We start from the raw sequence: 25449 nt of genomic DNA, 5'->3' as shown, positions 1-25449 counted from the left end.
CAATATGACGCTACTCTGGCTCAAAGCTCTGCATATATTTTTTATGGTGGCCTGGATGGCAGGCATTTTTTATCTGCCCCGCTTGTTTGTTTATCACTCACAAACCGACTCTCAAGAAATCAGCAATCAATTTAAAATCATGGAGCGGCGCTTATGGTGGTTTGTACTACCGTTTGCGATTTTAACTCTGGTATTTGGAGTTGCCTTAATCTACAGCTATGGCAGTAGTTGGCTGGCAGCTTCGGGATGGTTGCATGCCAAACTGACATTAGTATTTTTGGTCTATGGCTACTATGGTTATTTGTATGTGCTGATGCAGCGCTTTGCCAAAAACGAAAATCGACACAGCCCTAAATTTTATCGCTTTATCAATGAAGCCCCGGTGCTGGTTTTTCTGGCCATCATTGTTTTAGCCGTGGTAAAGCCATTCTGACATAGGAGAAGGAATGCAGAAAACGCCGTTATTGGTTTACCTGATAGTCCTTTTTACCACGCCACTTCTGAGTAACTACTCTGTCGCTGCCCGCGGCGCAGACAGCGACAGTATTACTCAACAATTAATCTCCCTCAGACACATTAATCACATCAGCCTCGCTCCCGATGAAAAACAAGTAGCTGTCACCCGCAATGTTCCGCGCAATATTGAGAACGAGCAACCAGGCCCCGACTGGCAAGAACTCTATCTAATTAAGCGCAATGGCAAGGTGATCCCACTGATCACCGGATTCAATCAGATAGAGTCCCTGCAGTGGAGTCACGACAATCAGCAACTGTGGATACTGATGCGCCGTCAGGATGAACCCTATTTCAGCGTTTACATGATAAGACTTGAAGGCGGTGAAGCCATCAAAGTGCTGGCGCGAGAGCAACACATTTACGGCTTTGCTCTGCACTCAGAAACAGAGCAACTGGTGTACTGGCAACCCGCCCCCGAAAATGCAAAGTCTACCCCTCATGAACTCAATGCCGTTATTGCGTTTGAACGGGAACCCTGGCGCAATCATCAGGTCTGGTGGTTGTCACTAGAAACACCACAAGAAGGTGCGCGCCAGTTAACGGATTCTGGTCATATTTTGCAGGCTCAGTTCTCTCCCAATGGTAAACAACTACTGTTGAAGCAGGCTCCGTCTTATCTGCAGGATGACGAAACGATACGCTCCCAATACATGCTGTCAGATCTCAATGGTAATACTAAGACCATTGTTTCAGGTATGGGCAAGCTGGATATGGCCCGCTTCTCTCCTGATGGAAAACGCCTGGCATTCATTGCAGCAGAAACCCCGGATACCCCAGACCATGGCAGTCTATTTGTAGCCGATTTGGCAAAACAACAAATCGCCCCCGCCCTCACCGGGTTTTCCGGCATGGTAACGGACATAAGCTGGTCGGAATCAAGGGAGATATTGTTTGCCGCCGATGTCGGTGTTCGCTCTATCATTGCCACAACCCGTGCCGACAAAGCCAGTGAGCGTTTTAGCATCCTGTACGATGGACCTTTAATCGTGCGCCAGTTAGATAGCCAGGGTGATTACGATAACTTTGTAGCCACGGCCAATAGTCAGTCTCACCCCAATGAACATTTTTGGTATCGAAAACGCAAACTACATCGTTTCACCGACTCCAACCCAGAGCTGAATATCAGCAATGGAATAACCCAACAGGTTATTGAGTTCAAAACTGAGGATGGCCTGTCTCTGGAAGGCGTGTTGATCTCACCGAAAACTCACACTGATAAAACTCAGCTAGCCACGGTTATTTTTGTGCATGGTGGGCCTGAATCTCACATCAGCGATGGTTGGCTGGCCCGACATCAATATCCGGTGTACTCACTCGCTGAGTTGGGAATACAAAGTTTTTTTCCGAATTATCGCGGCTCTTCAGGAAGGGGATCTGACTTTCTGAAAGCGGGACAAGGTGATTATGCTGGTGCTGAATTCAACGACCTGCTTGCCGCCAAAAATGCGTTATTGCAAAGGGACTTATCAGCTCCAAGCTTCGCTATAGTCGGAGCTTCCTATGGGGGTTATGCCGCTGCCTGGGGTGCAACCCGGTTTTCCGAACATTTCGATGCCGCCATCGCCATTTCAGGCATTGCTAATAAGGTGTCTAAGTTTGGCACCACAGATATTCCCAGCGAAATGCTGCAAACCCACGCCCTGTCTCAACCCTGGGAAAGTTGGCAGTCATGGCTTAAATCCAGCCCCATTTATTACAGTGACATGCACAAAACACCGATCCTAATCATGCATGGCCAGCGAGATACGCGGGTGCATTACAGTCAATCGCTGGAGTTATATCGTCACCTGAAAACCCGCAATCAAGCCAAAACAGAACTGCTGCTTTATCCTGAACAGGGTCATCAGGTGATAGATGCTCATACCCAGTTGGATATGAGCAAACGCATTGTCGCCTGGTTAGCTGAGCATCTCCTTGAGAACGACTAACTTACCAGTGGCTGTTGAGCTACCTCAGAAGATGGGCTTTGCTGTAGCCTTCTCAACTTAGCCGCTTTGCGACGGTTGATTGCAGCGACCACGACCGGGGTAAATATCAAAGACAAGACCACTGAAAAACCGACACCGCCCGCCAAAACTACCGCCAGTGGTGGCCAGAATGTGCCTTCACTGAACAACAACAACGGAATAAAGCCCCCGACAGTGGTGACGGTAGTAGACAGAATATGGCGGCTACAGCTCATGGTGGCGGTGACAATAGCGTCAGTATCGCCGAGTCTGGCGCGCTCATCAGCATTGATGGCGGCAATCACAACTATCGAGCCATTAATGGCCACACCGATAAGACCGGCGCTACCCAAAATAGGATTAAAGCCCACCGGTAAACCGGAAATCCACAGGCTCAACATGCCTAGGCCAACAGACAACCCCGCTACCGCACCGATAACGCCAGCCAGTTTAAAGCTGTTAAAAGACAAAATTAAGGTGGCCAGCATCAACACCAATAGTACAGGAGCATAGGTTGCCAGTTGCCCCAGCGCTTCCTGCTGCTTATCGGCATCGCCTTTCATCTTCAGACTGTAGCCCTGTGGCAGCTGTATGCGGCCATCGTTTAACATCTGGTACAACTGATTTGAGACATCGATTGCCGTAGCATTGGGTAACAAAAAGGCTTCTACGTGGTTGACGCGAACCCCGTCGTTACGGCTGATACCCGACAAGGTGGGCACCATGTCAAAATCACCCAATGCTGCCAAAGGCACCCATTGCTGAGACTGGGCCAGGTTATTGTTCAAAATAGGTAAGCTGGCTAACTGTTCAACACTGGCACGCTCTTGTTGCCCGAGGCGAATGCGAATTGGGATCTCTTCTGTACCTTCCAATATCGAGCCACCCGTTGCACCATCCAGTGCAGCCTGTAGCTGCGCTGACACATCGGCATAACTCAGCCCGGCTAACTGGGTTTCATCATAATTCGCTTTTAAAATCAGTTCCGGCTCACCGGTTTCTATGGAGGCAATGCTCTGAGTTATTCCCGGAATTTCGGACATCGCCAAACGAACCTGTTCGCCCAGTTGTTGCAGTACCTGCAAGTCCGGACCAAAAATATCAACTCCGATAGGGGCTGATATAGGTGGTCCCTGCCCGAATGGCCGCACCACGATTTGCGCTTCCGGAAAACTGGCGTTTAGTTCAAACTGCAAGTCCGCCACCAAGCTGGCCGCTGCGTCAACACTAGAGGTGGATACCACAGCCTGAGCAAAAAATGGCGTATTGTCTCGGGTCATCACCTGGTTGTAATAAACCGAAGGGACTGAACCGCCAACCAGCCAGGCCACCTGCTCAACGCTGTCTCTGGCCCGCACTTTATCATCGATATCCTGCGTGACTTTAAAGGTTCGCTCTATACTGGTACCCGCCGGCATCCATAAATACATTTCAAACTGATCCCGGTCGGCGCTGGGAAAAAACACATTGCCCAACTGTCCGGCCAGTACAAACCCCAAAATCGGTAAACCTATTGGCAGCCAAAGAATGCGTAGCGGATTGTCTACCGCCCATTGCAACTTGCTTTTAAATAAACGGGTTACTACCGGTAATTGTACGCCCGACTTGTACCAGCGAACGTGCTCCGTTTGCGCCTTGCGCGGTAAATAACGAGCCGCCAAAGCAGCAATGAGGGTAAGAGAAATAAACAGCGAACCAATCAAGGCCATTACCACACTGATAGCGATTGGCCCGACAAAATCACCGATATTACCCGGCAACAAAAAGATAGGCATAAAGCCCAGAATAGTGGTTAAGGTAGAGGCTAGCAAGGGTACAAAAAGATGGCGTATGCTGTGCACCAGAGCATCCAGCCTGGACATGGCTTTGTCTTGCAGATTGGCCCTGATCTCATCCGTCATTACAATAGCGTTATCAATCAGCAAACCGATGGCTACGATAATGCCAAAAATAGACATCTGATGAATTTGTTGTCCGTAAAACGATAAGGAGAATATGGCAAACGCTGCTGATAGCGGTAACGACAAACCGACAATCCAGGCGGCTCTTTGTCCCATAAACAGCAATACCACCACCATCACCACCAGACTACCCAACAACAAGTTTTGGGTCAGGTCTGCCAGGCGCTGCTCAGTATAAACGTTTTGATCAAAGACAATTTTTGTATCCAGAGTGCCGGCATATTCCCGCTCAAATTGCGCCACCACTTCTTTAGCATTGGCCATCCATTTATCGACCCGCACAGTGGTTTGCATCCGCGCCGCCACAAACACCACCTGTTCACCATTTAACAGGCCGATATCCTGTTGTGGCTGTCGCCAACTGCGCTCAACATGAGCGATATCTCCCACCCGCAGGTAGCCACCGTGAATGTGGTTTTGCAGTGGAATATCCCTTACCGACTCCAGTGTATCCAGCTCTTTCGCCACCTGAACCCTGAGATTACTGTCGACGTTGCGCACCACACCGGCGGGTGTTTTGGGATCATTGGCAGCCACGATTCGGGCAGCCTGAGACAAGGTTAATCCGGCATTTGCCAGTTGCAGTGCATCAATGCTCACCAGAATCTCTTCTTCCGGCTCGCCGTAAATTCGCACGATTTCAGTACCTGGTACATTTCTGAGTCGATCTGATAACTCTTCGGATAAACGCCCCACGATACTCATGTTTTGCAGAGGGTTACCATCCAGTTCCGGGTGTTTAGGTGCCAACGCCACTTTTAGGGTAAAAGCCGTAGCCCCTCGCTTGGTATCCAATTCAGGCTCACCGGCACCTTGTGGAAACTTCTGCGCGGCATCGGCCAGACGGTCGCGAATTTCCGAAAATATTTGTTCGTTGGTGCTGTTATCTACCCAGGCCTGCAGCTCAATGTTGACTACCGAAATACCGGCTCGGGAGGTAGATCTCAACTCCTTAATTTCATCCAGTTGCCTTAACTCATCTTCAATAACATCGCTCACCAAGGCTTCTACCCGCTCGGCCGACGCTCCGGGAAAGGGCGTAAGTGCAATGACATTACGCAAATCAATGCGTGGATCTTCCAGCCGAGGTAAGTTCACCAATGCCGATACACCAGCCACTAAGATAATGACGATCCCAAGCAACAACAGATGACCGTTGCGGTAAAAAAGGCTGTACCAGGGCGACTTTGCCGGTTTGTTTGCATATTCAGACATGGTTTCCCCCTGTTACAAACTGGCAGTGGTCAAGGTTTTGTCAGCATCAGGAAAGGGTACCTGTGTGGCATAAACCTGTTGCTGGGGCACCAATTTTTGTCCACCGGTGAGGATCACATAATCCTGAGCATTAAGTGCTCCGGTGACATAAGCGTTTGACTCATCGGCATAAATAACGTTTACCGCCTTAGTAATGAGTTGCTGTTGCCCCTGAACATCCGCCACAGTGAAGAGATTCCACATCCCCCGGATACCATTGGTCAGTGCTGTTTTGGGTACCCAATAACCTGGCAGTGCCGTTTCCACTGGCAGCATCAGAGTTAACAAATCACCGGGTAACAACATGGGCTGCTTGTCATCAGACTGAGTGATTTCAAAAATGGCATCTACCGTACGGGTGCTGATGGTTCTGGCATTGGCCACAGACTTGAGTCGGGCTTTAATTTCCTGAGGGCCTTTATGCAATGAATAAGCCTTACCCTGCTGTAAGCGAAATACCTTATCTGCCGACATCGCCATGCGCACTTCTGTGCTGCTATCCTGTTGTAAAGTGAAAACCGTCATGCCTTGTCCGACAACTGAACCCGGGTCAATCTGACGAGACAGAATGGTGCCATCAAAGGGAGAGTAGATTTTAGATTTGGTAAATTCCACTAAAAGACTGTCTTTGCGAGCCTCCATTTCCCGCACCAATGCTCTGGCAGCTTCTGTTGCTTCACGGGTTTCGTCGAGGCGTTGCGAAGATTCCAGCTTTTCCTTCACCAGTGCTGCGATACGGTTTTCTGATAATTGCGCCAATCTGGCGTCGGCTTTGGCACGAGCGATACCGGCTTCAATCTCCTGCATCTGTGCTGTCAGTCTTTGGGTGTCCAGTTCAGCCAGAAGTTGTCCTTGTCTGACTCTGTTACCTTCATCAACGTTTGCCAGTAATAAGGTGCCGCCACGCTCAAAGCCTAACCCTGCTTGTTTAGAGGCCTCAACCCGCCCCACAACCTTTACCATTCGGGTGTAAGCCGTTTCTCGTTCCACCTTAATTACATCGACATTCTGTGGAAATGGACTATCGGGTGCTTCGGGAACCTGACCAGCACCAGCGGCTTTTAAAAGAAAATACAAAAACACTACAGGCAGGATAACAAACAATAACACCACCATTCGCGGGCGACGATTTGTTATCAAAGACGATAATGAACCTGACATAGTTGACTCCAATAAATAACAGGCATTGCGACTAATCGGAAATAATACTAGACTGACTGGTATGATAATTCAAATAAAATACTAGACTGTTTAGTTTGATAATTGCAAAAAAGTTGTATATCGCATGAATATCCCAAAAAGATCACAAGCCGGTCGTCCCAAAAGTACAGAAAAACAACGCCAGATTTTAGTGTCTGCCAGTTGTCTGTTTTTACGTCAGGGATTTAGCGCCACCTCCATGGATAATGTGGCCAAAGAAGCCAGTGTTTCCAAACAAACAGTGTATTCCCACTTCAAAAATAAGGACGCCTTATTTAGTGCCGTTATTGCGCTTAAATGTCAGCAATATCAGATGGACGAAGAACACATTCTGCAGTGCCAACGTTCGTTGCGCGAGGTGCTGTTATTGATTGGTGAGCAATTTGTCAGGCTGCTTCATGATGACGAAGTGATTGCGATGTACAGAGTAGTTATGGGCGAAGTAAGCGCTAACATTCATGTCGCCGAGTTATTCTATGAAGCTGGCCCTAAAAGAGCCATGTTGATGCTCAAAGATTACCTGTTACAGCAACGAGAAATAGTGGTGCCCGAAGCGCGTTTAAAACATCTGGTAATGGTGTTTTTTAACATGTTAAAAGGCGAACACCACATGAAAAGCCTGATGGGCTTACCCGGCGAACTCAGTGCTACCGAACAAGCTGAGTTTGTGGTTCGGGTTGTAGATGATTTTATGACTATTTTGCGCCATCAAACTGACTGACAGGCACTTTTAACATCCGTTCAGCAACAACAATATTGCCCTGATACTGCTTATGAATCACAGCCAATGATTCAGCTAGTCTGGCTTCGCTGCGCTTCATCAAATGGGAAAGTACTAAGGTTTTGGGCTGCGCCAGCTTAGCAATATTAGCGATATCCGTAGGCGACATGTGCAGATTTTGCGCCACTGGGTGGGCATTTTCCGGGATAGCCATGTGCAATAACAACAGCTCAGCGCCAGTTGCAAAGCTCACTAGCTTTTGAGTCTTATCAGACATGTCACCGCTATAAACCAGACTACAGCCTGTGACATCAATGCGCCATGCCAGTGCCGGTATGGGACCGTGATGCACTTCAATAGCGGAAACTTTGCCCCAACCAAACTCTCTGACAAACGGTGCACTATCAGCTTTTTGGCTAACATCGCGAGCTATCAGTTGATAGCTTTCTTGTCCCTTGTCTAAATAACCAGAGAGATAGGAAAAAGCACCATTTTCACCAAACAAACGCTGAGCAAATTCACTGGTTGCCGGCATCAAGTGATTACCCGCCGGACCCATAACAAAAAGATCGCGATCTCTTGCCGTAAAAAAGGAACCTTTTACAAAGGCCGGCAAGTCGGCGCTGTGATCCGTATGTAAATGAGACAGTAAAACTGCATCCAGACTGGCAAAATCGCCACCACTTTCGCCAAAACTAACACTCGTGCCACTGCCAGTATCCAGCAGTAACCTTGCCTCTCCTTTGACCCACACCAGATACCCCGACGAAGTTCGGCCATCGTCCAGTTCTGGTCCACCAGCACCCAGTATCTGCAAATGGACATCTTCACGACACTCGCTGGCTTCTACTCCATTATGAAAAACCATTAACAATATGCTTAAGATGACAAAAACAAGTTTCAATTTATTCTCCGTTTTAGCTGTAAGACCAGTTCATTTAGCCGGATATTGCAGAGTATGTTGCTATTTTCTGTGTAATATCTAACACTAGTTGTACTCGCCTGAAAACGTCTTTGTAGTATGAATAAGCTGAAAGTCCTGTTGCTGATCGCCGTTTTTTACTCCGCTTTTAGCGCAAGTTCCACCCGAGAAATCACCTATCCCCGGCCTGAGGATGGCATAGATAAGCGTCAGGACTTTGCCCTGGAAGTGTTACAAAAAATACTATCTGGCTATCAAGACAAATACCAACTCACCCAGTCAGATTATCCGGCTCAACAGGACAGAGCACTGATGTTACTCAACGAACGTCTGTTAGATGTAGTCTGGACCGGCGCATCAAAACACCGCGAAGAACATTATCGCGCTATCCGCATTCCCATCCAGAAAGGGCTGCTGGGCTGGCGTTTATTTTTAGTCAATAAAGACAATACCGAACTGTTAAAGTCGGTGGAAAGCTCTCAGCAATTACGACTCTACAGCATAGGCTTAGGCGGTGGCTGGCCGGAAGTCGCGCTGTTCAGTGACAATGGTTTTGTGGTGCACACCACCACCTCTTATGACGCTTTGTTTCACATGTTGCAAAAACGCCGATTCCAGTTGTTTCCTCGCTCTGTCATGGAAATCTGGGGAGAATATGACAGCTATAAACACTTTGAAATCGCCGTCGAACCGCATGTTATTGTTCGCTATCCTTATGCTAACTTTTTCTTCGTCAACAAACAGGACGAAGCGCTGGCCAAAGACATTGAAGCCGGATTTAATGCGATTATCGAATCTGGAGAGTACGAGGCTATATTTCAGGCCACTTATCAGGATATTCTGAAACGCTCGCGCTTTTCGGAGCGAAAAATAATGACATTAAAGAATGGATTTTTTCGGGAACCTGACGATACAGAAAAAAAATATTATTTTAATCTTTGATTTAGGATGACGATTTTATATTCTTTGTTAACAAAAATAATAAAAACAATAAACAAATTCGCCACTGGAAGGCGTATGGTAAAGATTTGCTGTGCCCACAAATTGTAACTATAGTGTTACAGGAGCGTTTCAGGCTTGTTAATGACCCCGTCATACTTGGGATTGGTATGTCTGTTTTCAGTCTGAATTTTACCAAAAAGCGTACAATAAAAGAGGCATTAGACGCCCATGTTTAAATCGATAAGTAACCAACTGGTATTTTGGTTGTTCGTCAGTGGCTTTATTGCTGCCAGCCTATCCGGTTCCATTGCCTACATGGTTTCTTCCAGCCAGGCAGAAAGCGAATTTGAACAACAAATGCAGGCTCAACTCAGCTATGCCAGAGTGGCACTGATAGAACCGGTATTCACCTATGATTACGGTCAGGTAGAACAAATTGCCAAGGCCATGACCGACATTGATATCGTATCTGGTGTCACCATTACAGACCACCGTGATAAGGAGCTTGGCAAGTCAGGTAAAACACGGGTAACTGATGATTCTTATGAAGCCTTTGAAACTGGCATGATTAGCCGTGACAACAAAGACATTGGTAAGATCAGCGTGGTATTCACTAAGGAACCAATGCAGAGCAAACTGGCCAGCAATGCCTTTTCTGCCATGCTGAACATCCTGATCCTGGTTGTAGTTATGTTGGTTGCAGCTGTAATAACCACCCGAAAGTTAGTCTTGTCGCAGTTGCTGGACGTCACTTTATCCATCAAAGAAATCGCACTGGGTGACGGGGACTTGACCCGTAAACTGAAAGGCGCCCGCAGTACTGAGTTTGCCAACCTGGCCCGCAACTTCCACATGTTGCTGGAAAAACTGACAGAACTGATTAAAAACGTATTACAGACCGGCAACGTTATTGAAAACCGCTCCGAAACCATTAAGTCCATGATGGTAGATGCCAACAAATCAACAGATACACAGCTGTCAGATGTTCAGATGATTGCCACAGCTCTGCAGGAAATGTCGATTACCGCTTCCAAAGTCGCTGAGCATTCCAAGCATACGGTAGAGCAGACGGATATCGCCAAAGAAAGAGTGGATCAAGGTCGCAGTCGTGTTGAAAGCAGTGTTGGCATTATCAAAGGGCTGGAAAGCCAGATTATGGGTACAGCCGATCAGGTTTATCGCCTGCGTGACAACAGTGAAAAAATCGGTTCGGTGGTGACAGTAATTAAATCCATCGCTGAGCAAACTAACCTGCTGGCCCTGAACGCCGCAATCGAAGCCGCCCGTGCCGGTGAGCAAGGACGTGGATTCGCCGTGGTAGCCGACGAAGTACGTACCCTGGCGCAGCGCACTCAGTCCTCCACCGAAGAGATTGAAAACATTGTTACCGGATTACAAAGTTCAGCCGAAGACGCCCACCAGTCTATGTCCTCCAGCACCAGTGCGGTAGGCCAGGCTGCAACGGAAGCCGACAGTATCAGTGAAATCCTGGACGGTATTCAGGAAACCGTGGTCAATGTCAGCGACATGAACCATCAGATTGCTGTCGCCTCAGAAGAGCAAAGTGCGGTAAGTAATGACTTGAGCAAACGCATTGAGTCTATTAGTCATTCTGCCGATGCGCTGGCTACTACCATGAGTGAGGTAGATGAAATTTCCGGCGAGCTGGAAGACAAGTGTCACGATATGCAAAGCATGTTGGGTCGCTTTAAACTAGATTAATAAATTTTGCTCTCAGGGCAGCTACATCATTAGCTGCCCATATTCCATCAATAACAAAGCCAGTCACTTACCACACCAACTTCTTTAGCAGTAAAACCCGTTACGCTACTGATAAATACAGATAAACTCGTGCTACGACTTTCTTTTTGATTGTAACCGACGGACAATATGGCAATTTAGATTTCTGTCAGGGCCAAATCACCATGAGTCGTTTCTTAGGACAACACATCTTGTCTGTAAATCAGTTTGATATCGATGCCATCAGCCAAATTTTTCAGGTTGCGGATTCCATGGAGGTCTACACCCGTAGAGAAAAACGCACAACCGTGTTAGACGGTGCAATTTTAGGTAACCTGTTTTTTGAACCCAGTACCCGTACCCGTGTCAGTTTCGGAACGGCCTTTAACCTGTTAGGTGGCAAAGTACGTGAAACAGTGGGCGTCGGTAACTCGGCGCTGGCCAAGGGCGAATCATTATACGATACAGCGCGCGTACTAAGCGGCTATTCAGATGTGATAGCTATGCGTCACCCGGATTCAGGTTCGGTGGAAGAGTTTTCTAAAGGCAGCCGGGTGCCTTGTATTAACGGCGGCGATGGCCCCAATGAGCACCCTACTCAAGCTCTTCTTGATCTCTATACCATTAAAAAAGAACTGGCCTTCCATCAGCGCGGTATTGATGGCTTACACATTGCCATGGTGGGGGATTTAAAATTTGGTCGCACTGTGCACTCTCTGGCCAAACTATTGTGTTTGTTTAAGGATGTACGCTTTACCTTTATTTCTCCCAAAGAGCTTGGTATGCCGGATTACATCCTGGATACCATCAGCAATGCCGGACATCAATTCAGTGTTCAGGATACCCTGGATGGCCAATTTGACGCGGATATCTGTTACCAGACCCGAGTTCAGGAAGAGCGTTTCCCATCCAAAGAAGAAGCCAATAAATACCGTGGTAAGTTCAGATTAAATCAGGCGATATACACCCAACACTTCCAGTCTAAAACCGTTATTATGCACCCACTTCCTCGCGATTCTCGCGCTGACGCCAATGAACTGGACAATGATCTGAACCAAAATCCCAATTTGGCCATATTCCGACAGACAGACAATGGTGTTTTAGTCAGAATGGCCCTGTTTGCACTAGCGCTGGGTGTGGAAAACAAAGTAAAGGATTATGAGCGAGCCGTTCCATGGCACTATCACAGTAATTAATCGAATAAGTATCTAAAAATCAACGAGAAAAAGATAAGAGAGCAAAGCAGTAATGGAAAAATCTGAACAACTTTTTTCCCAGGCGAAACAACATATTCCTGGTGGTGTAAACAGCCCAGTGCGCGCATTCAAAGCCGTCGGTGGTACACCGCCCTTTATCGCCAAAGCAGATGGTCCTTACATCTATGACGCAGACGGTAAGCAATACATTGATTATGTCTTGTCCTGGGGTCCGATGGTGTTGGGTCACAACAACGAATCCATCAGAACTGCCGTGGCAAACGCCATTGAAAATGGCCTGAGCTTTGGTGCCCCAACCGAACTGGAAGTACAAATGGCCGAGTTGATTAGCCGTCTTGTGCCCAGCATGGAAATGTCTCGCATGGTGAACTCCGGCACTGAAGCCACCATGAGCGCCATCCGTTTAGCGCGCGGTTACACCGGTAAAAACAAAATATTGAAATTCGAAGGCTGCTATCACGGCCATTCCGACAGCCTGTTGGTAAAAGCGGGGTCAGGCGCTTTGACATTCGGTGTCCCCAGTTCACCGGGCGTGCCAGAGAGCGTGGCCCAACACACTCTGACAGTTGAATTTAATAACCTGTCCAGTGTTGAAGAGGCCTTCGCCCAATGTGGTGATGATATCGCTTGTATCATTGTGGAGCCGGTAGCCGGTAACATGAACTGTATCCCGCCAGTGCCCGGCTTCCTTGAAGGCCTACGCAGTATTTGCGATAAGCATGGTGCAGTTCTGATTTTTGATGAAGTCATGACCGGCTTTCGTGTAGCTCTGGGTGGCGCACAGGCTCATTATCAGATAAAACCGGACCTGACTTGTTTGGGTAAAGTCATCGGCGGCGGTATGCCAGTGGGAGCCTTTGGTGGTAAGCGAGAGATCATGGAGCATTTAGCGCCAAGCGGCCCCGTGTACCAGGCGGGAACATTATCCGGTAATCCGATTGCCATGAGCGCGGGTTTAGCCGCGCTGAATGCGATTCAGGCACCTGGGATGTATGACACCCTGGCCGCAAATACGGAAAAGCTGGCATTAGGTATCCAGGCTCAGGCCAAAGAACTGGGTATTCCCATGACAGTTAATTATGCCGGTTCCATGTTTGGCTTGTTTTTCACCGACGTAGACAAAGTTGTGAATTATCAGCAGGCGATAAACTGCAATACCGAGCAATTTAACCGCTTCTACCACAAAATGTTGGAGTTAGGGGTATATATGGCCCCGGCATCATACGAAGCGGGCTTTGTGTCCAGCATGCACTCTGCGGCTATTATCGACCAGACCATTCAGGTGGCTCGCGCCGCACTGGAAAGTCTGTAACTTAAAAGTTAACTATTTCGGGGTGGTATGCACCACCCTGACTATTGTCACTCCCAGTAATTTTGTTAATTAATTGAACTTCCTGAAAAAAATGACCTCTATTGCATAGTTTAATCAGCAACTGATGTCACTTGCACTCAATCAACATTCACTACAATCCACTGGAGGTTACTGAAGCCCAATTCAGTGGCTTTGATGGTCATATTGCAGAATCTGATTCAGTGCAGAGCAGCAAACTGGACATCTGGCAGGTGGAGTTAGCTGATGCCACCACTCAGATTGATGTACAGCAAACCATCGCGGAGAAGGACAGCCCTGCCCTACCATTTGTGCTCAACCGGAAAAAGCGAACACTGTTTGGCTCACTGCTGCTGCACACAACTTTTCTTGCCATCCTGGTTTATTTTTCAGCACAACATGTGCCATTAATATTACAACCCGTCCCGGAAGTTAATCCCATTCAGGCAACCTTGTATTATCCTCCAATACCAGAATCCTTACCCATCGAACCAGAAGTTGTAAAGAACGAAGCTGCTGAGCCTGAAGTTGTCGAAACAGAATCAGCGAAACCTGAAGCCATCATAAAGCCGGTTGATACTACTCAGGAAATTGAAATCAGTAGTGAAACACCGGAATTAGTTCAGGAAGAAGTACTATCGCCAGAATCCAAGAACGATACAGCACCGACTCTTGATGTACCGCAAAACCCCGAAACACCAGTCACAGTAATAGACAACACAGGCACCAGTAACCTGCAACGTCTCAACCAAGCACTGAGTTCGCACCTGGGCCAAATAGCAGAGCAGGAAATGCAGGCCATGAGCAATGATGCCGTGCGCAACCGGGCCAGAGATTTCTATCAACAACAAACCCAGGGCTACAGCTTGGTAGAAGAAGATCCCAACGAAAGACCCACAAAAAATATCGATTGCAGCGGCGCAGGAGGGAAAACCGTCGGCGTGTTATCCGGCCTGCTGGGTGGAACATTACGCTGCACCGACAAACCGGATTTTCAGAAGTATATTGATGCCAGGTTGAATAAAGAAAAACAAGATTAGCTTACAATGCTTTCGTTATATGGAGAGAGTTGCCGGTTGGTCTTTTTAATGGTTGTTTTTACCGTTTATCGGTCATTAATATATCGAAGATTCAGCGGTATTTAAGTGCCAATTGCTGTCGTTGGAGAAGGAACCAAAAGGGTCGGGTTCGCTGAAAATGATATTCAATAGTCCCTCTGTCTAAACTGAGCCTGTTTCGGTCGGTTATTCATTTTCTGGCCTTCGGTAGTTGATTTATTGGGGTCACTTTGATTTTATAACTGTTTTCAACGAATCTGACCCCGTAGGTATTCTTGGCAGTATTACTCAAACGCTGGTGCCCTAAATAACAGGATTAAACTATTGTTTTAATTTTTTATTTGCTTTGGCTTACTGTATTATGCCCCCACCAAATCTCGCTGCTTGCGGGTAGCCTCCAATTGATGAAAATGTATAAATTATTTTTGTGGATCTTTTTAGCTTCAATGTTATCAACTGGCTGCGGCTCAACTTATGATCCCGACGATCCAATAATTGAACAAAACTTCTGGAACAGAACAGAAGTTTTAGATGGTGTGTATTTAATTATAGTTAGGGGGGACACTGTCTTATGGGAGCACGGAATCTTTAAGATTGGTAAAATTGAAGTAGATGGTAGTGATTATAATAGAATCAAAGCGATTTACGCCGAAGCATTAAATCAAACCTGTCTGGTTGGTGTAAAGGAAACAATTACCTACAAAGAATATTTTAGAGCAGTGGATGCGCCCGACTCCAGTAATGAGATACCCATTCTACAATTAGGATCAGCTTTAGGTATGCGTGGTTCCAGGAGTTATGAACCTACTATCGAGGCCACGATCCAGTGTCACGGTTCTAAAGCATCTGCACAAAAAATCAACGAAACATTTCGTATGGAGGAAATTCTTGTTGAAACGACGTTGAATAACGTGACATTGGATTTCGAAAAATTAATTGATAACAACCGAAAAAAGTAGCCTCTGTAAAATTGTATTTCTTCCATTAGACCTTTCGTTCACTTTTATAGGAACCAAAAGGGTTGGATTCGCTGAAAATGAGATTCAATAGTCCCCTGACTAAACTGAGCCTGTTTCGGTAGGTTATTCATTTTCTGGCCTTAGGCAGTTGATTTATTGGGGGCACTTTGATTTTATAACTGTTTTCAACGAACCTGACCCCGTAGGTACTAAGGTCTTTATTTACGGGGGTATAGGCGCTTGCATGATGCCTCAATGCCCATATCGTTCCTACGAAATTTTGGCCGTCTAGCCTCGAAAGGCAAGTAATTTGATTTTGCAACCATTCAGATTTGTTAATTTAAAACAGGTTAAATGTCCACTTGGTGCCAGAAGCTGCCACTCCGCTAAACTAAGCTTCGACTATAATCTTGCGTAATCTTCAACTACCATAAGTACAGGAAGGTAATGCCGACCTCAACACTTATAGAATACTAAGAAGTTCATGATGCTTGGCCACAAAACAACCAAAAGATAAAGGAGTTGTAATGACGATTTATAGGACTTTTAAACTAAATGAATTATTACGATTCTGGTCCATTGTCATGATAGTAATTTTTCTTGGTGGTTGTGGAAGTACATCTGCACCCATCTTGAAAAAACAAGCCCTCAACAAAGGAGCTAAAGTAGGCATAGTAGTATTTGATGTTCCAAATGAGATAAATCATACCTATATTGGCGTTACTGTCTTTCAGAATCAATCTAACTCTTACCCTAGCAACATCATTTTTGAAGAATTTATTACTAAAAAAGCAAGTGAAAAGCTTTTAGATTTGGGGTTTGAACCAGTGTTCATTAAAGATTCGGATACCTTAAATACATTCCGAAACTTTTTTGCTCCATATCCAATAATTTCCGAGGGCACAAAAAAACAATTAATCAAATTGAAGGCCGAGAAAGAAATTTCGGTGCTACTAATGATTACTTCGAATAGGTCTTCATTTCACATAGGAGGAGGAAAAACGTTTCCAGTTGGTAACTATGGATTGTTCAGCATGAGAGGGTTTGGAGATAATCATCACACTTTTTCAAACCTTCACGGTCTCGCAGCATCTACTGACACATTAGAATTGACGGCAAAAGCCAATAAATATAGTGACGTCAATCCCATACCTGACCAGTTTAAAGTTTCCAATGAAAGCTCGTTAACAAATTCTGAAATCGCAGCAATTGAAAAACATCTCAGTATAGAAGTAACTGAATTCGTTGAAGGCCTTGTTGTTAACGCTACTTCTGGAGCCACACCAATTAAAATCAATAATGCACATGTCTATTAGCACTTTACATCAAGAAGCCAGGTTTGTTCGAAAATCCTTGAAAGGTTAGAATGTCCGCAGTGGTGTGAGAGGAGTCAGTCGCTTCACCTGATTTGGCCGGCAGCAAACCTAAAACAACAGCCTTTCGTTCTAAAATACACCTCTAGGTTTAATCCCTCGTTTCCTGGTTTGAGGTCAATCTACCACTTTCAATGAGGTATCAGAACTTTGCATGGACACCCATCTTTTTTTGATACATGTATCAGACCCGGTGGCAACTAATACTCCGTGATTTCCACCAGTTTTAACTTGGAATCAGCCAGTTAGTAATTTTTTTATGGGTGTCATCGTAATTACTCAAGTAAGCCGGCAATGTCATCATATGAATCGGATAACTCTGGAGGCGGCGGAGGTGCTTGCTTAGTTTCACCGCCACAACCTAAAAGCAGCCCCCAGAAACAGCAGCCCAGCACAAAACTTTTTTTATTCCCTAATGAAATCATAGGATTTTCCTTTTTATTGTTGTTGATAATGTTAGAGGTTGAAGCGAGGTAAGCTTTCAGCCGGCAGCGAAGATATTCGATTCGGTAGCAAAAATCCAAAAAACATCCCATTACGCTGAATTAGTGCGCGGATAGAGTTTAAATCAACCAGATCAATGTAAATTTTTTGTTAATAAACACTTGTTCCGCCTGGCAACTGTGTTATTGTGAAAAATAATTACCACGACAAACGTAAAATCGAAAAGCGAAAGCTAATTCTCGCAACCAAAAATGACAACGCTGTCATAGCAATAAACAACTTGGAGCAAGTAAGCCCCTTGTACTGGTGGAGTTGTCAGCACAATCACTCAACCATTAAAAAAAACCTGATATAGGAGGTCCATGTGAAGTATTACCAAAGAAAATTTAAAGCAACTAATGCACTGTTTAAGCGCAGTGTAACTTGTCTATTAGCCGCAGCGAGTTTACTGAGTCTGCCAACCGCTTTTGGCCATGGTTATATGGAGAGCCCGAAAGCGCGCCAGGCCATCTGCAAAGACCAGGAAGGCTACTGGTGGCCGGAAGACGGCTCAGCAATTCCCAATCAGGCGTGCCGTGACGCTTTTCTGCAAAACGGCCATGTGGTTTTTACCCAGGCCATAGAGTTTTCTGCCAATGTGGCGGATTTCAACAATCCGGCAGCAGTAAAGAATACTGTATCTGACGGCCTGTTGTGCGCCGCTGGTAGCAGCGCAAAGTCAGGCGCTGACCTGCCATCACCCCACTGGCAAAAAAACCAGGTAACGCCAGATGCAGCGGGCAATATTATTGTCGAATTTTGGGCATCGACACCGCACAACCCCAGTTTCTGGGAGTTCTACCTGTCGCATCCGGATTTTGATGCATCTTCAGAAGTTTTAAGTTGGGATGATCTCACCCTCGTGCAAACCTATAGCGATATGGATATGGTGATGAAAAACAATGGAAAACGTTATTACATTATGGATGTGGCCATTCCCACAGGTCGCACCGGCGATGCGGTGTTGTATACCCGCTGGCAGCGAGATGACGCAGCCGGCGAAGGCTTTTACAACTGCAGTGATATCACCATTACCTATGACAATCAGCCTCCTACATGGACAGCCATCAATTACTTTTGGACTCAGGCAGATCAGGCAAATATTGGCGATTCCGTCAGGATCAGATTATTCAGCGCCACGGGATCTGAGCTGATTGATATAACAGAAACAATCAATAGCGAAAACTGGCAGTCTGAATTGGCCAATACGTTAACTCTGACTTACCCCAACCTGATAAAGATAGGCATTGACGATGGCTCCGGAAATATCGTGTTTGACGATACAAACCTGGTTTCTAATCAGGTGTTCACTATCAATCAGGACTACAGCTATGACATGACGGTAACCATAAATGATACTTCCGAGTATCCACAATGGGATGCCGATAATGTTTATGTTTATGATGACAAAGTGACATTTGAAGGCAGCACTTATCGCGCAAAATGGTGGACAAGAAACGAGACTCCGGGCGTTGCCCAGGTCTGGGAAAAGCTATAAACCGTTAGCCTATTCCTTGCGAAAAAGACAGTATGTACATCAGGGCTACCCAGCCCTGATGCAATAAAACCTTATAGGGACAGCCACCTTAACTTTGTGTGGAATCAGCGTAACTTTGTATGGACAGCCATCTTAACTTTGCATGGACAGCCATCTTAACTTTGCATGGACAGCCATCTTAACTTTGCATGGACAGCCATCTTAACTTTGCATGGACAGCCACCTTAACTTTGCATGGACAGCCACCTTAACTTTGCATGGACAGCCATCTTAACTTTGCATGGACAGCCATCTTAACTTTGTGTGGTATCAGCGAGTTAGTTTTTCCATCACGCTGACCAATTCGACGTACTGCTCTCCAGTAATTCATATTTACCGGCAACTTCACAATGCGCATTAATCATTGTCGGTACATAAGAGGTTTATGTGGTGAGTTAAATTTATGGTACTTCGCCATTAACATTATTCTCCCTATTCGTTACTCTCAACAAAAGCTATAGGTTGTTTGATAAAACGTCTGCCATTGGCAGCTTTTTTGGGTAGTTTGCCGGCTGCAATATTGAGCTGCACCGACGGATACAATAGCCTTGGTATGTCGAGATGTTCGTCTCGTGACTCGCGCAACTTTATGAAGTCATCGCGACTATTTCCGTGCCCAACATGAATGTTGCCGGCCTTGCTTTCTGCAACTGTACAACTGTATTTAAGTGCGCGCCCTTTAGGCTGATAATCGTGGCACATCCACAGCAGGGTTTGCGCAGGTAGTTGATGCAGCCGCTCTATACTATTAAAAAGTACTTCTGCGCTACCGCCAGGGAAATCACAACGAGCAGTTCCGCTATCCGGCATAAATAGTGTGTCACCTACAAATGCATTTCCTTCAATCAAATAAGTAACACTATCGTTTGTGTGGCCGGGCGTGGTCATTACAGTGACTTCAGTGTTACCCAAGTTAAAGGTTTCATTGTCCGTAAACAGATGATCGTAAGGTTGGCTTTCATTAACGATATCTGCAGAATCTAGAGCAAAGAACTCAATAAACGTCTTTTGCACCTCTTTGACACCCGTACCGGCACCGATTTTGCCGCCGAGTTTCGATTTCAGATAATACGCACCTGAGATGTGATCAGCATGTGCGTGAGTTTCTAAGATCCATTCTACATGTAGATTGTTGTTGAGGATGAACGCAATTTGCTGATCGGCAAACTCAGTCCACAACTTGCCTGAATGTGCTAAAAAGTCTAATGCACTGTCAATGATCATGGCCTTTTTACTTGCCTGCTCGTACACCACATAACTAATAGTCGAACTGGCTTGATGGAAAAAAGCATGTATAGAAATCATAATTTTACCTCTGGCAATTTCCTATATATTGTATATCATAGATATACAATATTCAAATGTGAGTACAAAGAATTGTTAACTGTCATTATCAGTGCATTAATCATTGGTTTGAGTTTGGGACTACTTGGTGCAGGTGGTTCGATACTCACGGTGCCAGTATTGGCATATGGTGTTGGCTTTACCGAAAAACAAGCGATTGTAGGTGCACTGTTCATTGTTGCATCAATCAGCCTTAGTACCGTATTGATCAATATTCGCAAAGCCAAAATCAATTTCCGGGCGGCCATATGGATGTCACTCACCGGTATGCTAGGTAGCGCCTTAGCTGCCAGTGGTTCGAGTTATATTTCTGGGTATACGCAATTTGTTATCCTGGCTTTGATTATGTTGTTAGCTAGTTGGCGAATGCTGAAAAGTTACAAGCCAGCCAATACAGCTGAAGGGGCGAGTAAATTGCGGTTGCTTTTTGCTGGTATGGGTTTGGGCGTAGTAACTGGACTGGTAGGTGTTGGCGGTGGCTTTTTAATAGTTCCTGCATTGGTTACGCTAATAAGAGTTCCCATGCAGCAAGCGGTAAATACCAGCTTATCAATCATCTTTTTCAACGCTTTTGCAGGTTTAGTTAACCACCTTTATACCAATCAAGGGTTAATCCAAAGTATTGATTGGTCAGTGTTAGTTACATTCGCGCTTATTGGTATTGTTGGCAGCATGGTTGGTCAAATATTTGCGCACAAATTACCGCAAGGCTTTCTAAAAAAAGGCTTTGCTTGGATCATTCTCTTAGTTGCAGTGGGTATTTTAGCCCATTCAGTCAGATTATTATGGTGAGGTAAACCTGATGAAACTACTAAATGGTAGAGAGCTTGTGGGTCAAGTTAAACAAGAAATTAAACAGTGTAGCTGTAATGATGTCGCAATCGAGTTAGCCGCAAACCCCGAGGCTATTATTATTGATATTCGTGAAACAGAGGAAGTGACATTGGGTATGATCACAGGCGCGGTACATATTCCGCGCGGTGTGTTAGAAATGGAAATTACCGATCACAACAGTGTGAAACACACCGAGAATCCGTTACAAACGCTCGCAAGCAAACCGGTTTATCTCTACTGCCGGTCAGGCGCTCGGTCAGCACTCGCGGCTAAATCTCTCCAGGTTATGGGGCTTTCACAGGTCTGGTCAATGGCGGGGGGGTTTAATCTATGGGCAGAGCAAAATCGCCCGATAGTGGGCAAGCAGCAAGCAAAATTATGGGAAGTGGATGGGCTTTATGCCTGGGAGCAGGGAGGCGGTATTTAACCGCCAAACCATTTTCCCGGTTGCTATCACAACGCCGCATTAAAATCCTTACATGGACAGCCACCTTAACTTTGTGTGGACAGCCACCTTAACTTTGCATAACTTTGTGTGGACAGCCACCTTAACTTTGCATAACTTTGTGTGGACAGCCACCTTAACTTTGCATGGACAGCCACCTTAACTTTGCATGGACAGCCACCTTAACTTTGCATGGACAGCCACCTTAACTTTGCATGGACAGCCACCTTAACTTTGTGTGGAATTAGCGAGTTAGTTTTTCCAGCAGGCTGACCAACTCGGCATCCTGCCAGTCATCCAGAGCATCTCCCACCTGGATTTCAAAGCGGCTTTGCTCTTTTTCATGAGGGTAAATCCGGTCAAACAACCAGATGCCTTTTTCTTTTGCGAGTTTAAGCGCCCTGCTCTCCAGTAATTCAGCATTAACCGGTAGCTGCACCAAAAATCCATTACATTGTACCGGCAGTGGAATGGCCTGTTCTCCCAGTCGGCTTTGAATAGCTTGCGCTAATACACTGGCCCGTTGATGAAACTCCGGAATTCGCGGCAGATAGTGCTCTAATCCCCAAAGTGCGCTTAATACATAGGGGAAGGCAGTAAACAAATCCCCTCCCATGCGACTCCGCCATGGGATCAGTTCTTCAATAAAATCACGGTCACCGGCGATTATGCCACCTGCTGCGGCCCCTAAAGTTTTATACAAAGAGACATACACGGAATCCCCAATATCTGCCACTTCCGCATAAGACTTTTGCCAATAGCAGGCGGCTTCTAACAATCTTGCACCATCAATATGAACAGGGACCCCAATAGATTCAGCAAAGTCTTGTAAGTATTCTAGTGTTTGCCACTGTGGCAGGCGAAAACCGGCGCGCCGCAGTGGTAACTCAACAACAATGGCCGCCAGATCTTCTGGTAACGAATCCACATCCCGCTCGGTGATGGCACTATTGTGCTTACCAAACATGCGTGCCTCCAGATGCAATAAGTGCTCATAAGCGTTGCTTTCATCGACGGCAATGTGAGATTGGGGGTGTATTGCAATCACATCGTGTTCCAGTTCTTCAGCCCACTGTAACAATGCCGCGTTTTGTCCCACCATACCCTTGTGCACAAACAGTGTCCGCTCTTTGCCTAACAGTTCTGCCATTTTATGTTCTAGCCGGGTGATGGCAGGGCCACTGTTATAAAAGTCTAATTGCAGATCAATTTCTGGCACCTGCTCAATGCGCTGCAACCACTGTCGGTGAGTCAGCGGTTTATGTCGGGAAACAAATTTATGGCACTTTGCCATTAATGGGTGTCCTAATAAAATACCGTTATACATCCACAATTATCCCTGTATTAGAATTTAGAAATTTGCCATTAACTGCCGAAGAGGCGTTCCCACAACGATTTTTCTTTAGTGGGTTGTGGTTTACCGTCACAACTACTGGCCCCTGGTAATGCTGGTAAGTAAGCCGGGACACTTAAGCCACCACTGCAACCAGGCTGTTTGCGACTACCATCATCAGGGGCAAAATGAGCAATACCTATTCCTTCCGGAAAGGCTTGATTAAAGGATTTCGGATAGATATCCCGTTGCATATTGATAAAAATAGACATGGCTCCGGCTGAGCCGGTTAATCCGGTTTCAAGATTATCGTCATTTCCCACCCAAATTGTGGTTGTCAGTTGGTTATCCATACCACTAAACCAGCTGTCCCTGTAATCATCCGTAGTCCCGGTTTTTCCGGCAAAGTTTACCCGTGGAAAAATCTGTTTCAGGCGTTTACCCGTTCCTTCGCGGGTGACCTTGTGTAATGCGTAATTTACCAGGTAAGCTGCGGCTTTATCCACTCGCTGCTCTGGTACATTCATGCGATACCAGATAGGAATATCTTCGTGAGTGGAAATGGCAGATATCGAATGCAACTCCTGCCGAATGCCCACATTTGCGATAGTCTGATACATCTGATTAACCTGTTTTGGCGACAAGTTCAGCGCTCCCAGAGTCATGGCGGGATAAGTTTCAAATTTTTCCTTAACCCCCAGGCGCTCGATAGTATCTGCGACGTTATCTAATCCCAATGTCATGCCCAATTTGACCGTCGGCACATTAAGAGAATGAGATAAAGCGGTTAACAGAGGCACGCTACCACGGAACTTTTTATCCACATTTTGCGGCTCCCAATATTTACCATGGCTGCTTTTGAGTTTGATGGGTTTATCTTCGATAGGGGTGGCCAGAGTGTAAGCAGCAGGTTGCTCCAATGCGGTCAGATAAACGGCGGGTTTTATCAGTGAACCAACAGGTCTTCTGGCATCCAAAACCCGGTTAAAGCCCTGAAAATCAAATTCCTTACCCCCCACCAGGGCGCGGATCCCCCCGGTGCGAAAATCCGATGCAATAATGGCGGCATTGAGTTCTACAGTGCCCCGATTTTCCTGCAATGCATTCAGTGTTTTTTCTGTGGCCCGCTCCGCTGCCCGCTGGATATGCGGATCAAGCGTGCTAAAGATTTTAATGCCAGATTCCCGTAAGTCTTTGGCAGGTAAAACCCTGCGCAACTCACGATTAACCTGCTGCATAAATGCAGGATATTTATGTTGGCTCAATATGCCCTTATCCACGGCATTCAGAGGACTTTCTACCGACCGTGTGTATAGCTCTTTGTCGATGATGTCTTGCTCAAACAAGGTGCGCAAAACCACATCACGGCGTTTACGCGTATTTTCTGGGTGCCGAAATGGATTGTAGGCAGAAGGCCCTTTAACCATTCCCACCAAAGTAGCCTGCTCCGCCAGATTCAACTCCTCCAGCGGACGATTAAAATAATAATAACTGGCAAGGCCAAAGCCGTGTATCGCCAGGTCGCCCTTCTGCCCCAGAAACACTTCATTGAGATAGGTTTCGATTATTTCGTCTTTGCTGTAACGCAAATCGATAATCACTGCCATGATAGCTTCGTTTATCTTACGTACCAGACTGCGCTCCCGCGTCAGAAACAGATTCTTAGCCAATTGCTGAGTCAGAGTAGAGCCGCCCTGTACAGTACGTCCCGCCTTAATGTTAGCCACCAAAGCCCGAAGAATGGCGAGCGGTGCTACGCCGTGATGGTGATAAAAATCCCGATCCTCTGTCATGATCAGGGTTTCAATTAGTGAGGTAGGCACATCTTCCAACGGCAATAAGATACGGTCTTCACGGCTCTGGGTGATGATTCTGGTGACCATCATGGGTTCCAGCCGCGCCTGATTAACCTGACTGGTAACCGCGTTATCGTAAATACTGGCAAGGCGCTCGCCCTGCAATTTCAGCCGTAATTGTCGGGCAGACTCAAAGCCATCGGCAAATGCAAAAGCCCGACGAAAAATCCTGAGTTCCCCTCCCTGCCGGGTATATTCGCCCGGTTGCTGTATCACGCTGACCTGCCGATAACCCAGCAGATTCAGCTCCTGCAATATTTCTTCCTGAGTTATTTCCTGGCCTTGCTGTAATGTCAGTGGACGCGCAAAAAGCTGTGCCGGAACCACCCATTTATTACCGGAAAACCGGGTTTTGATTTGGGCATCCAGATAAAAACCATAGGCAAATAAGGCCACCATAAAAACTATGGTCAGCTTCCAGAAGTATGTTTTAAACCAGCGAAACGGGACGGAGATCAATTTCAAAACAGGTTCCTAA

At 46.2% G+C, this 25449-nt stretch carries 20 protein-coding genes; 13 read left to right on the top strand and 7 right to left on the bottom strand.

From position 1 onward, the window contains the following. The first annotated feature begins 4 nt into the window (after window positions 1-4). Both ACXAD8_RS20205 and ACXAD8_RS20200 read left to right on the top strand, forming a co-directional pair. Window positions 5-433: a CopD family protein gene (locus tag ACXAD8_RS20205; RefSeq protein ID WP_475231863.1), complete on the top strand. Its 429-nt coding sequence runs from the start codon at window positions 5-7 to the stop codon at window positions 431-433. A 13-nt stretch (window positions 434-446) separates the two neighbouring features. Continuing rightward, entirely contained in the window at window positions 447-2444 is a 1998-nt protein-coding gene (locus tag ACXAD8_RS20200; RefSeq protein WP_475231861.1) for a S9 family peptidase, read from the top strand. Here ACXAD8_RS20200 and ACXAD8_RS20195 read toward each other — a convergent pair. Both ACXAD8_RS20195 and ACXAD8_RS20190 read right to left on the bottom strand, forming a co-directional pair. Next, a complete protein-coding gene (locus tag ACXAD8_RS20195) occupies window positions 2441-5638 on the bottom strand; it encodes an efflux RND transporter permease subunit (RefSeq protein WP_475231859.1) in 3198 nt (1065 codons plus the stop codon). The genes ACXAD8_RS20200 and ACXAD8_RS20195 overlap by 4 nt on opposite strands. A 12-nt stretch (window positions 5639-5650) precedes the next feature. Beyond that, window positions 5651-6838 (bottom strand): efflux RND transporter periplasmic adaptor subunit, encoded by a 1188-nt coding sequence (locus ACXAD8_RS20190; protein ID WP_475231857.1) that lies wholly within the window; start codon window positions 6836-6838, stop codon window positions 5651-5653. 124 nt (window positions 6839-6962) lie between these two features. Between ACXAD8_RS20190 and ACXAD8_RS20185 the strand changes: the two genes are divergently transcribed. Next, window positions 6963-7598: a TetR/AcrR family transcriptional regulator gene (locus tag ACXAD8_RS20185; protein ID WP_475231855.1), complete on the top strand. Its 636-nt coding sequence runs from the start codon at window positions 6963-6965 to the stop codon at window positions 7596-7598. Here the strand turns inward: ACXAD8_RS20185 and ACXAD8_RS20180 are convergent. Next, window positions 7573-8466, bottom strand: coding sequence for an MBL fold metallo-hydrolase (locus ACXAD8_RS20180; RefSeq protein ID WP_475231853.1), 894 nt, complete (start codon window positions 8464-8466; stop codon window positions 7573-7575). The genes ACXAD8_RS20185 and ACXAD8_RS20180 overlap by 26 nt on opposite strands. A 153-nt stretch (window positions 8467-8619) precedes the next feature. Between ACXAD8_RS20180 and ACXAD8_RS20175 the strand changes: the two genes are divergently transcribed. From ACXAD8_RS20175 to ACXAD8_RS20145, 7 genes are all read left to right on the top strand, one after another. Then, window positions 8620-9462: a hypothetical protein gene (locus ACXAD8_RS20175; RefSeq protein ID WP_475231851.1), complete on the top strand. Its 843-nt coding sequence runs from the start codon at window positions 8620-8622 to the stop codon at window positions 9460-9462. A gap of 228 nt (window positions 9463-9690) precedes the next feature. Further along, window positions 9691-11184: a methyl-accepting chemotaxis protein gene (locus ACXAD8_RS20170; protein WP_475231849.1), complete on the top strand. Its 1494-nt coding sequence runs from the start codon at window positions 9691-9693 to the stop codon at window positions 11182-11184. Window positions 11185-11387: 203 nt separating this feature from the next. Continuing rightward, complete coding sequence (locus ACXAD8_RS20165; RefSeq protein WP_475231847.1) at window positions 11388-12398, top strand: aspartate carbamoyltransferase; 1011 nt, start codon at window positions 11388-11390, stop codon at window positions 12396-12398. Window positions 12399-12450: 52 nt separating this feature from the next. After that, a complete protein-coding gene (hemL, locus tag ACXAD8_RS20160) occupies window positions 12451-13731 on the top strand; it encodes a glutamate-1-semialdehyde 2,1-aminomutase (RefSeq protein ID WP_475231845.1) in 1281 nt (426 codons plus the stop codon). A gap of 131 nt (window positions 13732-13862) precedes the next feature. Next, window positions 13863-14789 carry a hypothetical protein gene (locus ACXAD8_RS20155; RefSeq protein ID WP_475231843.1) on the top strand — a complete coding sequence of 309 codons (927 nt, stop codon included), beginning with the start codon at window positions 13863-13865 and terminating at the stop codon, window positions 14787-14789. Between the two features lie 422 nt (window positions 14790-15211). Continuing rightward, a complete protein-coding gene (locus ACXAD8_RS20150; RefSeq protein WP_475231841.1) occupies window positions 15212-15766 on the top strand; it encodes a hypothetical protein in 555 nt (184 codons plus the stop codon). A 527-nt stretch (window positions 15767-16293) separates the two neighbouring features. Further along, window positions 16294-17082 (top strand): hypothetical protein, encoded by a 789-nt coding sequence (locus tag ACXAD8_RS20145; protein ID WP_475231839.1) that lies wholly within the window; start codon window positions 16294-16296, stop codon window positions 17080-17082. A 332-nt stretch (window positions 17083-17414) separates the two neighbouring features. Here ACXAD8_RS20145 and ACXAD8_RS20140 read toward each other — a convergent pair whose 3' ends face one another. Next, complete coding sequence (locus tag ACXAD8_RS20140) at window positions 17415-17663, bottom strand: hypothetical protein (RefSeq protein ID WP_475231837.1); 249 nt, start codon at window positions 17661-17663, stop codon at window positions 17415-17417. Between the two features lie 284 nt (window positions 17664-17947). On the opposite strand from ACXAD8_RS20140, the gene ACXAD8_RS20135 reads away from it, so the two are divergent. After that, window positions 17948-19120 (top strand): lytic polysaccharide monooxygenase, encoded by a 1173-nt coding sequence (locus ACXAD8_RS20135; RefSeq protein ID WP_475231835.1) that lies wholly within the window; start codon window positions 17948-17950, stop codon window positions 19118-19120. Between the two features lie 471 nt (window positions 19121-19591). Here the strand turns inward: ACXAD8_RS20135 and ACXAD8_RS20130 are convergent, their stop codons facing one another. Beyond that, the gene (locus tag ACXAD8_RS20130) at window positions 19592-20464 is read right to left on the bottom strand and encodes an MBL fold metallo-hydrolase (RefSeq protein ID WP_475231834.1); all 873 of its coding nucleotides are present in this window, start codon (window positions 20462-20464) and stop codon (window positions 19592-19594) included. On the opposite strand from ACXAD8_RS20130, the gene ACXAD8_RS20125 reads away from it, so the two are divergent. Together ACXAD8_RS20125 and ACXAD8_RS20120 are read left to right on the top strand one after the other, a co-directional pair. Further along, window positions 20450-21295, top strand: coding sequence for a sulfite exporter TauE/SafE family protein (locus ACXAD8_RS20125; RefSeq protein WP_475231832.1), 846 nt, complete (start codon window positions 20450-20452; stop codon window positions 21293-21295). The two genes, ACXAD8_RS20130 and ACXAD8_RS20125, sit on opposite strands and share 15 nt — an antisense overlap. A 10-nt stretch (window positions 21296-21305) precedes the next feature. Further along, entirely contained in the window at window positions 21306-21764 is a 459-nt protein-coding gene (locus ACXAD8_RS20120) for a rhodanese-like domain-containing protein (RefSeq protein WP_475231830.1), read from the top strand. 262 nt (window positions 21765-22026) lie between these two features. On the opposite strand, the gene ACXAD8_RS20115 is transcribed toward ACXAD8_RS20120, so the two are convergent. Next, window positions 22027-23076, bottom strand: a complete 1050-nt coding sequence (locus ACXAD8_RS20115; RefSeq protein WP_475231828.1) for a threonine aldolase family protein — start codon at window positions 23074-23076, stop codon at window positions 22027-22029. A 71-nt stretch (window positions 23077-23147) separates the two neighbouring features. Next, complete coding sequence (mrcB, locus tag ACXAD8_RS20110; RefSeq protein ID WP_475231826.1) at window positions 23148-25436, bottom strand: penicillin-binding protein 1B; 2289 nt, start codon at window positions 25434-25436, stop codon at window positions 23148-23150. Window positions 25437-25449: the final 13 nt, after the last annotated feature.

The sequence above is a fragment of the Planctobacterium sp. AWH2_060 genome (genome assembly GCF_056158425.1).
Note: the sequence above shows the minus strand (reverse complement) of the source record. Positions and strands in the feature narration are given on the sequence as shown.

Coding starts and splice junctions, on each gene's coding strand:
- ACXAD8_RS20205 (WP_475231863.1), top strand. CDS start 5: ATGACGCTACTCTGGCTCAAAGCTCTGCATATATTTTTTATGGTGGCC.
- ACXAD8_RS20200 (WP_475231861.1), top strand. CDS start 447: ATGCAGAAAACGCCGTTATTGGTTTACCTGATAGTCCTTTTTACCACG.
- ACXAD8_RS20195 (WP_475231859.1), bottom strand. CDS start 5,638: ATGTCTGAATATGCAAACAAACCGGCAAAGTCGCCCTGGTACAGCCTT.
- ACXAD8_RS20190 (WP_475231857.1), bottom strand. CDS start 6,838: ATGTCAGGTTCATTATCGTCTTTGATAACAAATCGTCGCCCGCGAATG.
- ACXAD8_RS20185 (WP_475231855.1), top strand. CDS start 6,963: ATGAATATCCCAAAAAGATCACAAGCCGGTCGTCCCAAAAGTACAGAA.
- ACXAD8_RS20180 (WP_475231853.1), bottom strand. CDS start 8,466: ATGGTTTTTCATAATGGAGTAGAAGCCAGCGAGTGTCGTGAAGATGTC.
- ACXAD8_RS20175 (WP_475231851.1), top strand. CDS start 8,620: ATGAATAAGCTGAAAGTCCTGTTGCTGATCGCCGTTTTTTACTCCGCT.
- ACXAD8_RS20170 (WP_475231849.1), top strand. CDS start 9,691: ATGTTTAAATCGATAAGTAACCAACTGGTATTTTGGTTGTTCGTCAGT.
- ACXAD8_RS20165 (WP_475231847.1), top strand. CDS start 11,388: ATGAGTCGTTTCTTAGGACAACACATCTTGTCTGTAAATCAGTTTGAT.
- hemL (WP_475231845.1), top strand. CDS start 12,451: ATGGAAAAATCTGAACAACTTTTTTCCCAGGCGAAACAACATATTCCT.
- ACXAD8_RS20150 (WP_475231841.1), top strand. CDS start 15,212: ATGAAAATGTATAAATTATTTTTGTGGATCTTTTTAGCTTCAATGTTA.
- ACXAD8_RS20145 (WP_475231839.1), top strand. CDS start 16,294: ATGACGATTTATAGGACTTTTAAACTAAATGAATTATTACGATTCTGG.
- ACXAD8_RS20125 (WP_475231832.1), top strand. CDS start 20,450: ATGTATAGAAATCATAATTTTACCTCTGGCAATTTCCTATATATTGTA.
- ACXAD8_RS20130 (WP_475231834.1), bottom strand. CDS start 20,464: ATGATTTCTATACATGCTTTTTTCCATCAAGCCAGTTCGACTATTAGT.
- ACXAD8_RS20120 (WP_475231830.1), top strand. CDS start 21,306: ATGAAACTACTAAATGGTAGAGAGCTTGTGGGTCAAGTTAAACAAGAA.
- ACXAD8_RS20115 (WP_475231828.1), bottom strand. CDS start 23,076: ATGGCAAAGTGCCATAAATTTGTTTCCCGACATAAACCGCTGACTCAC.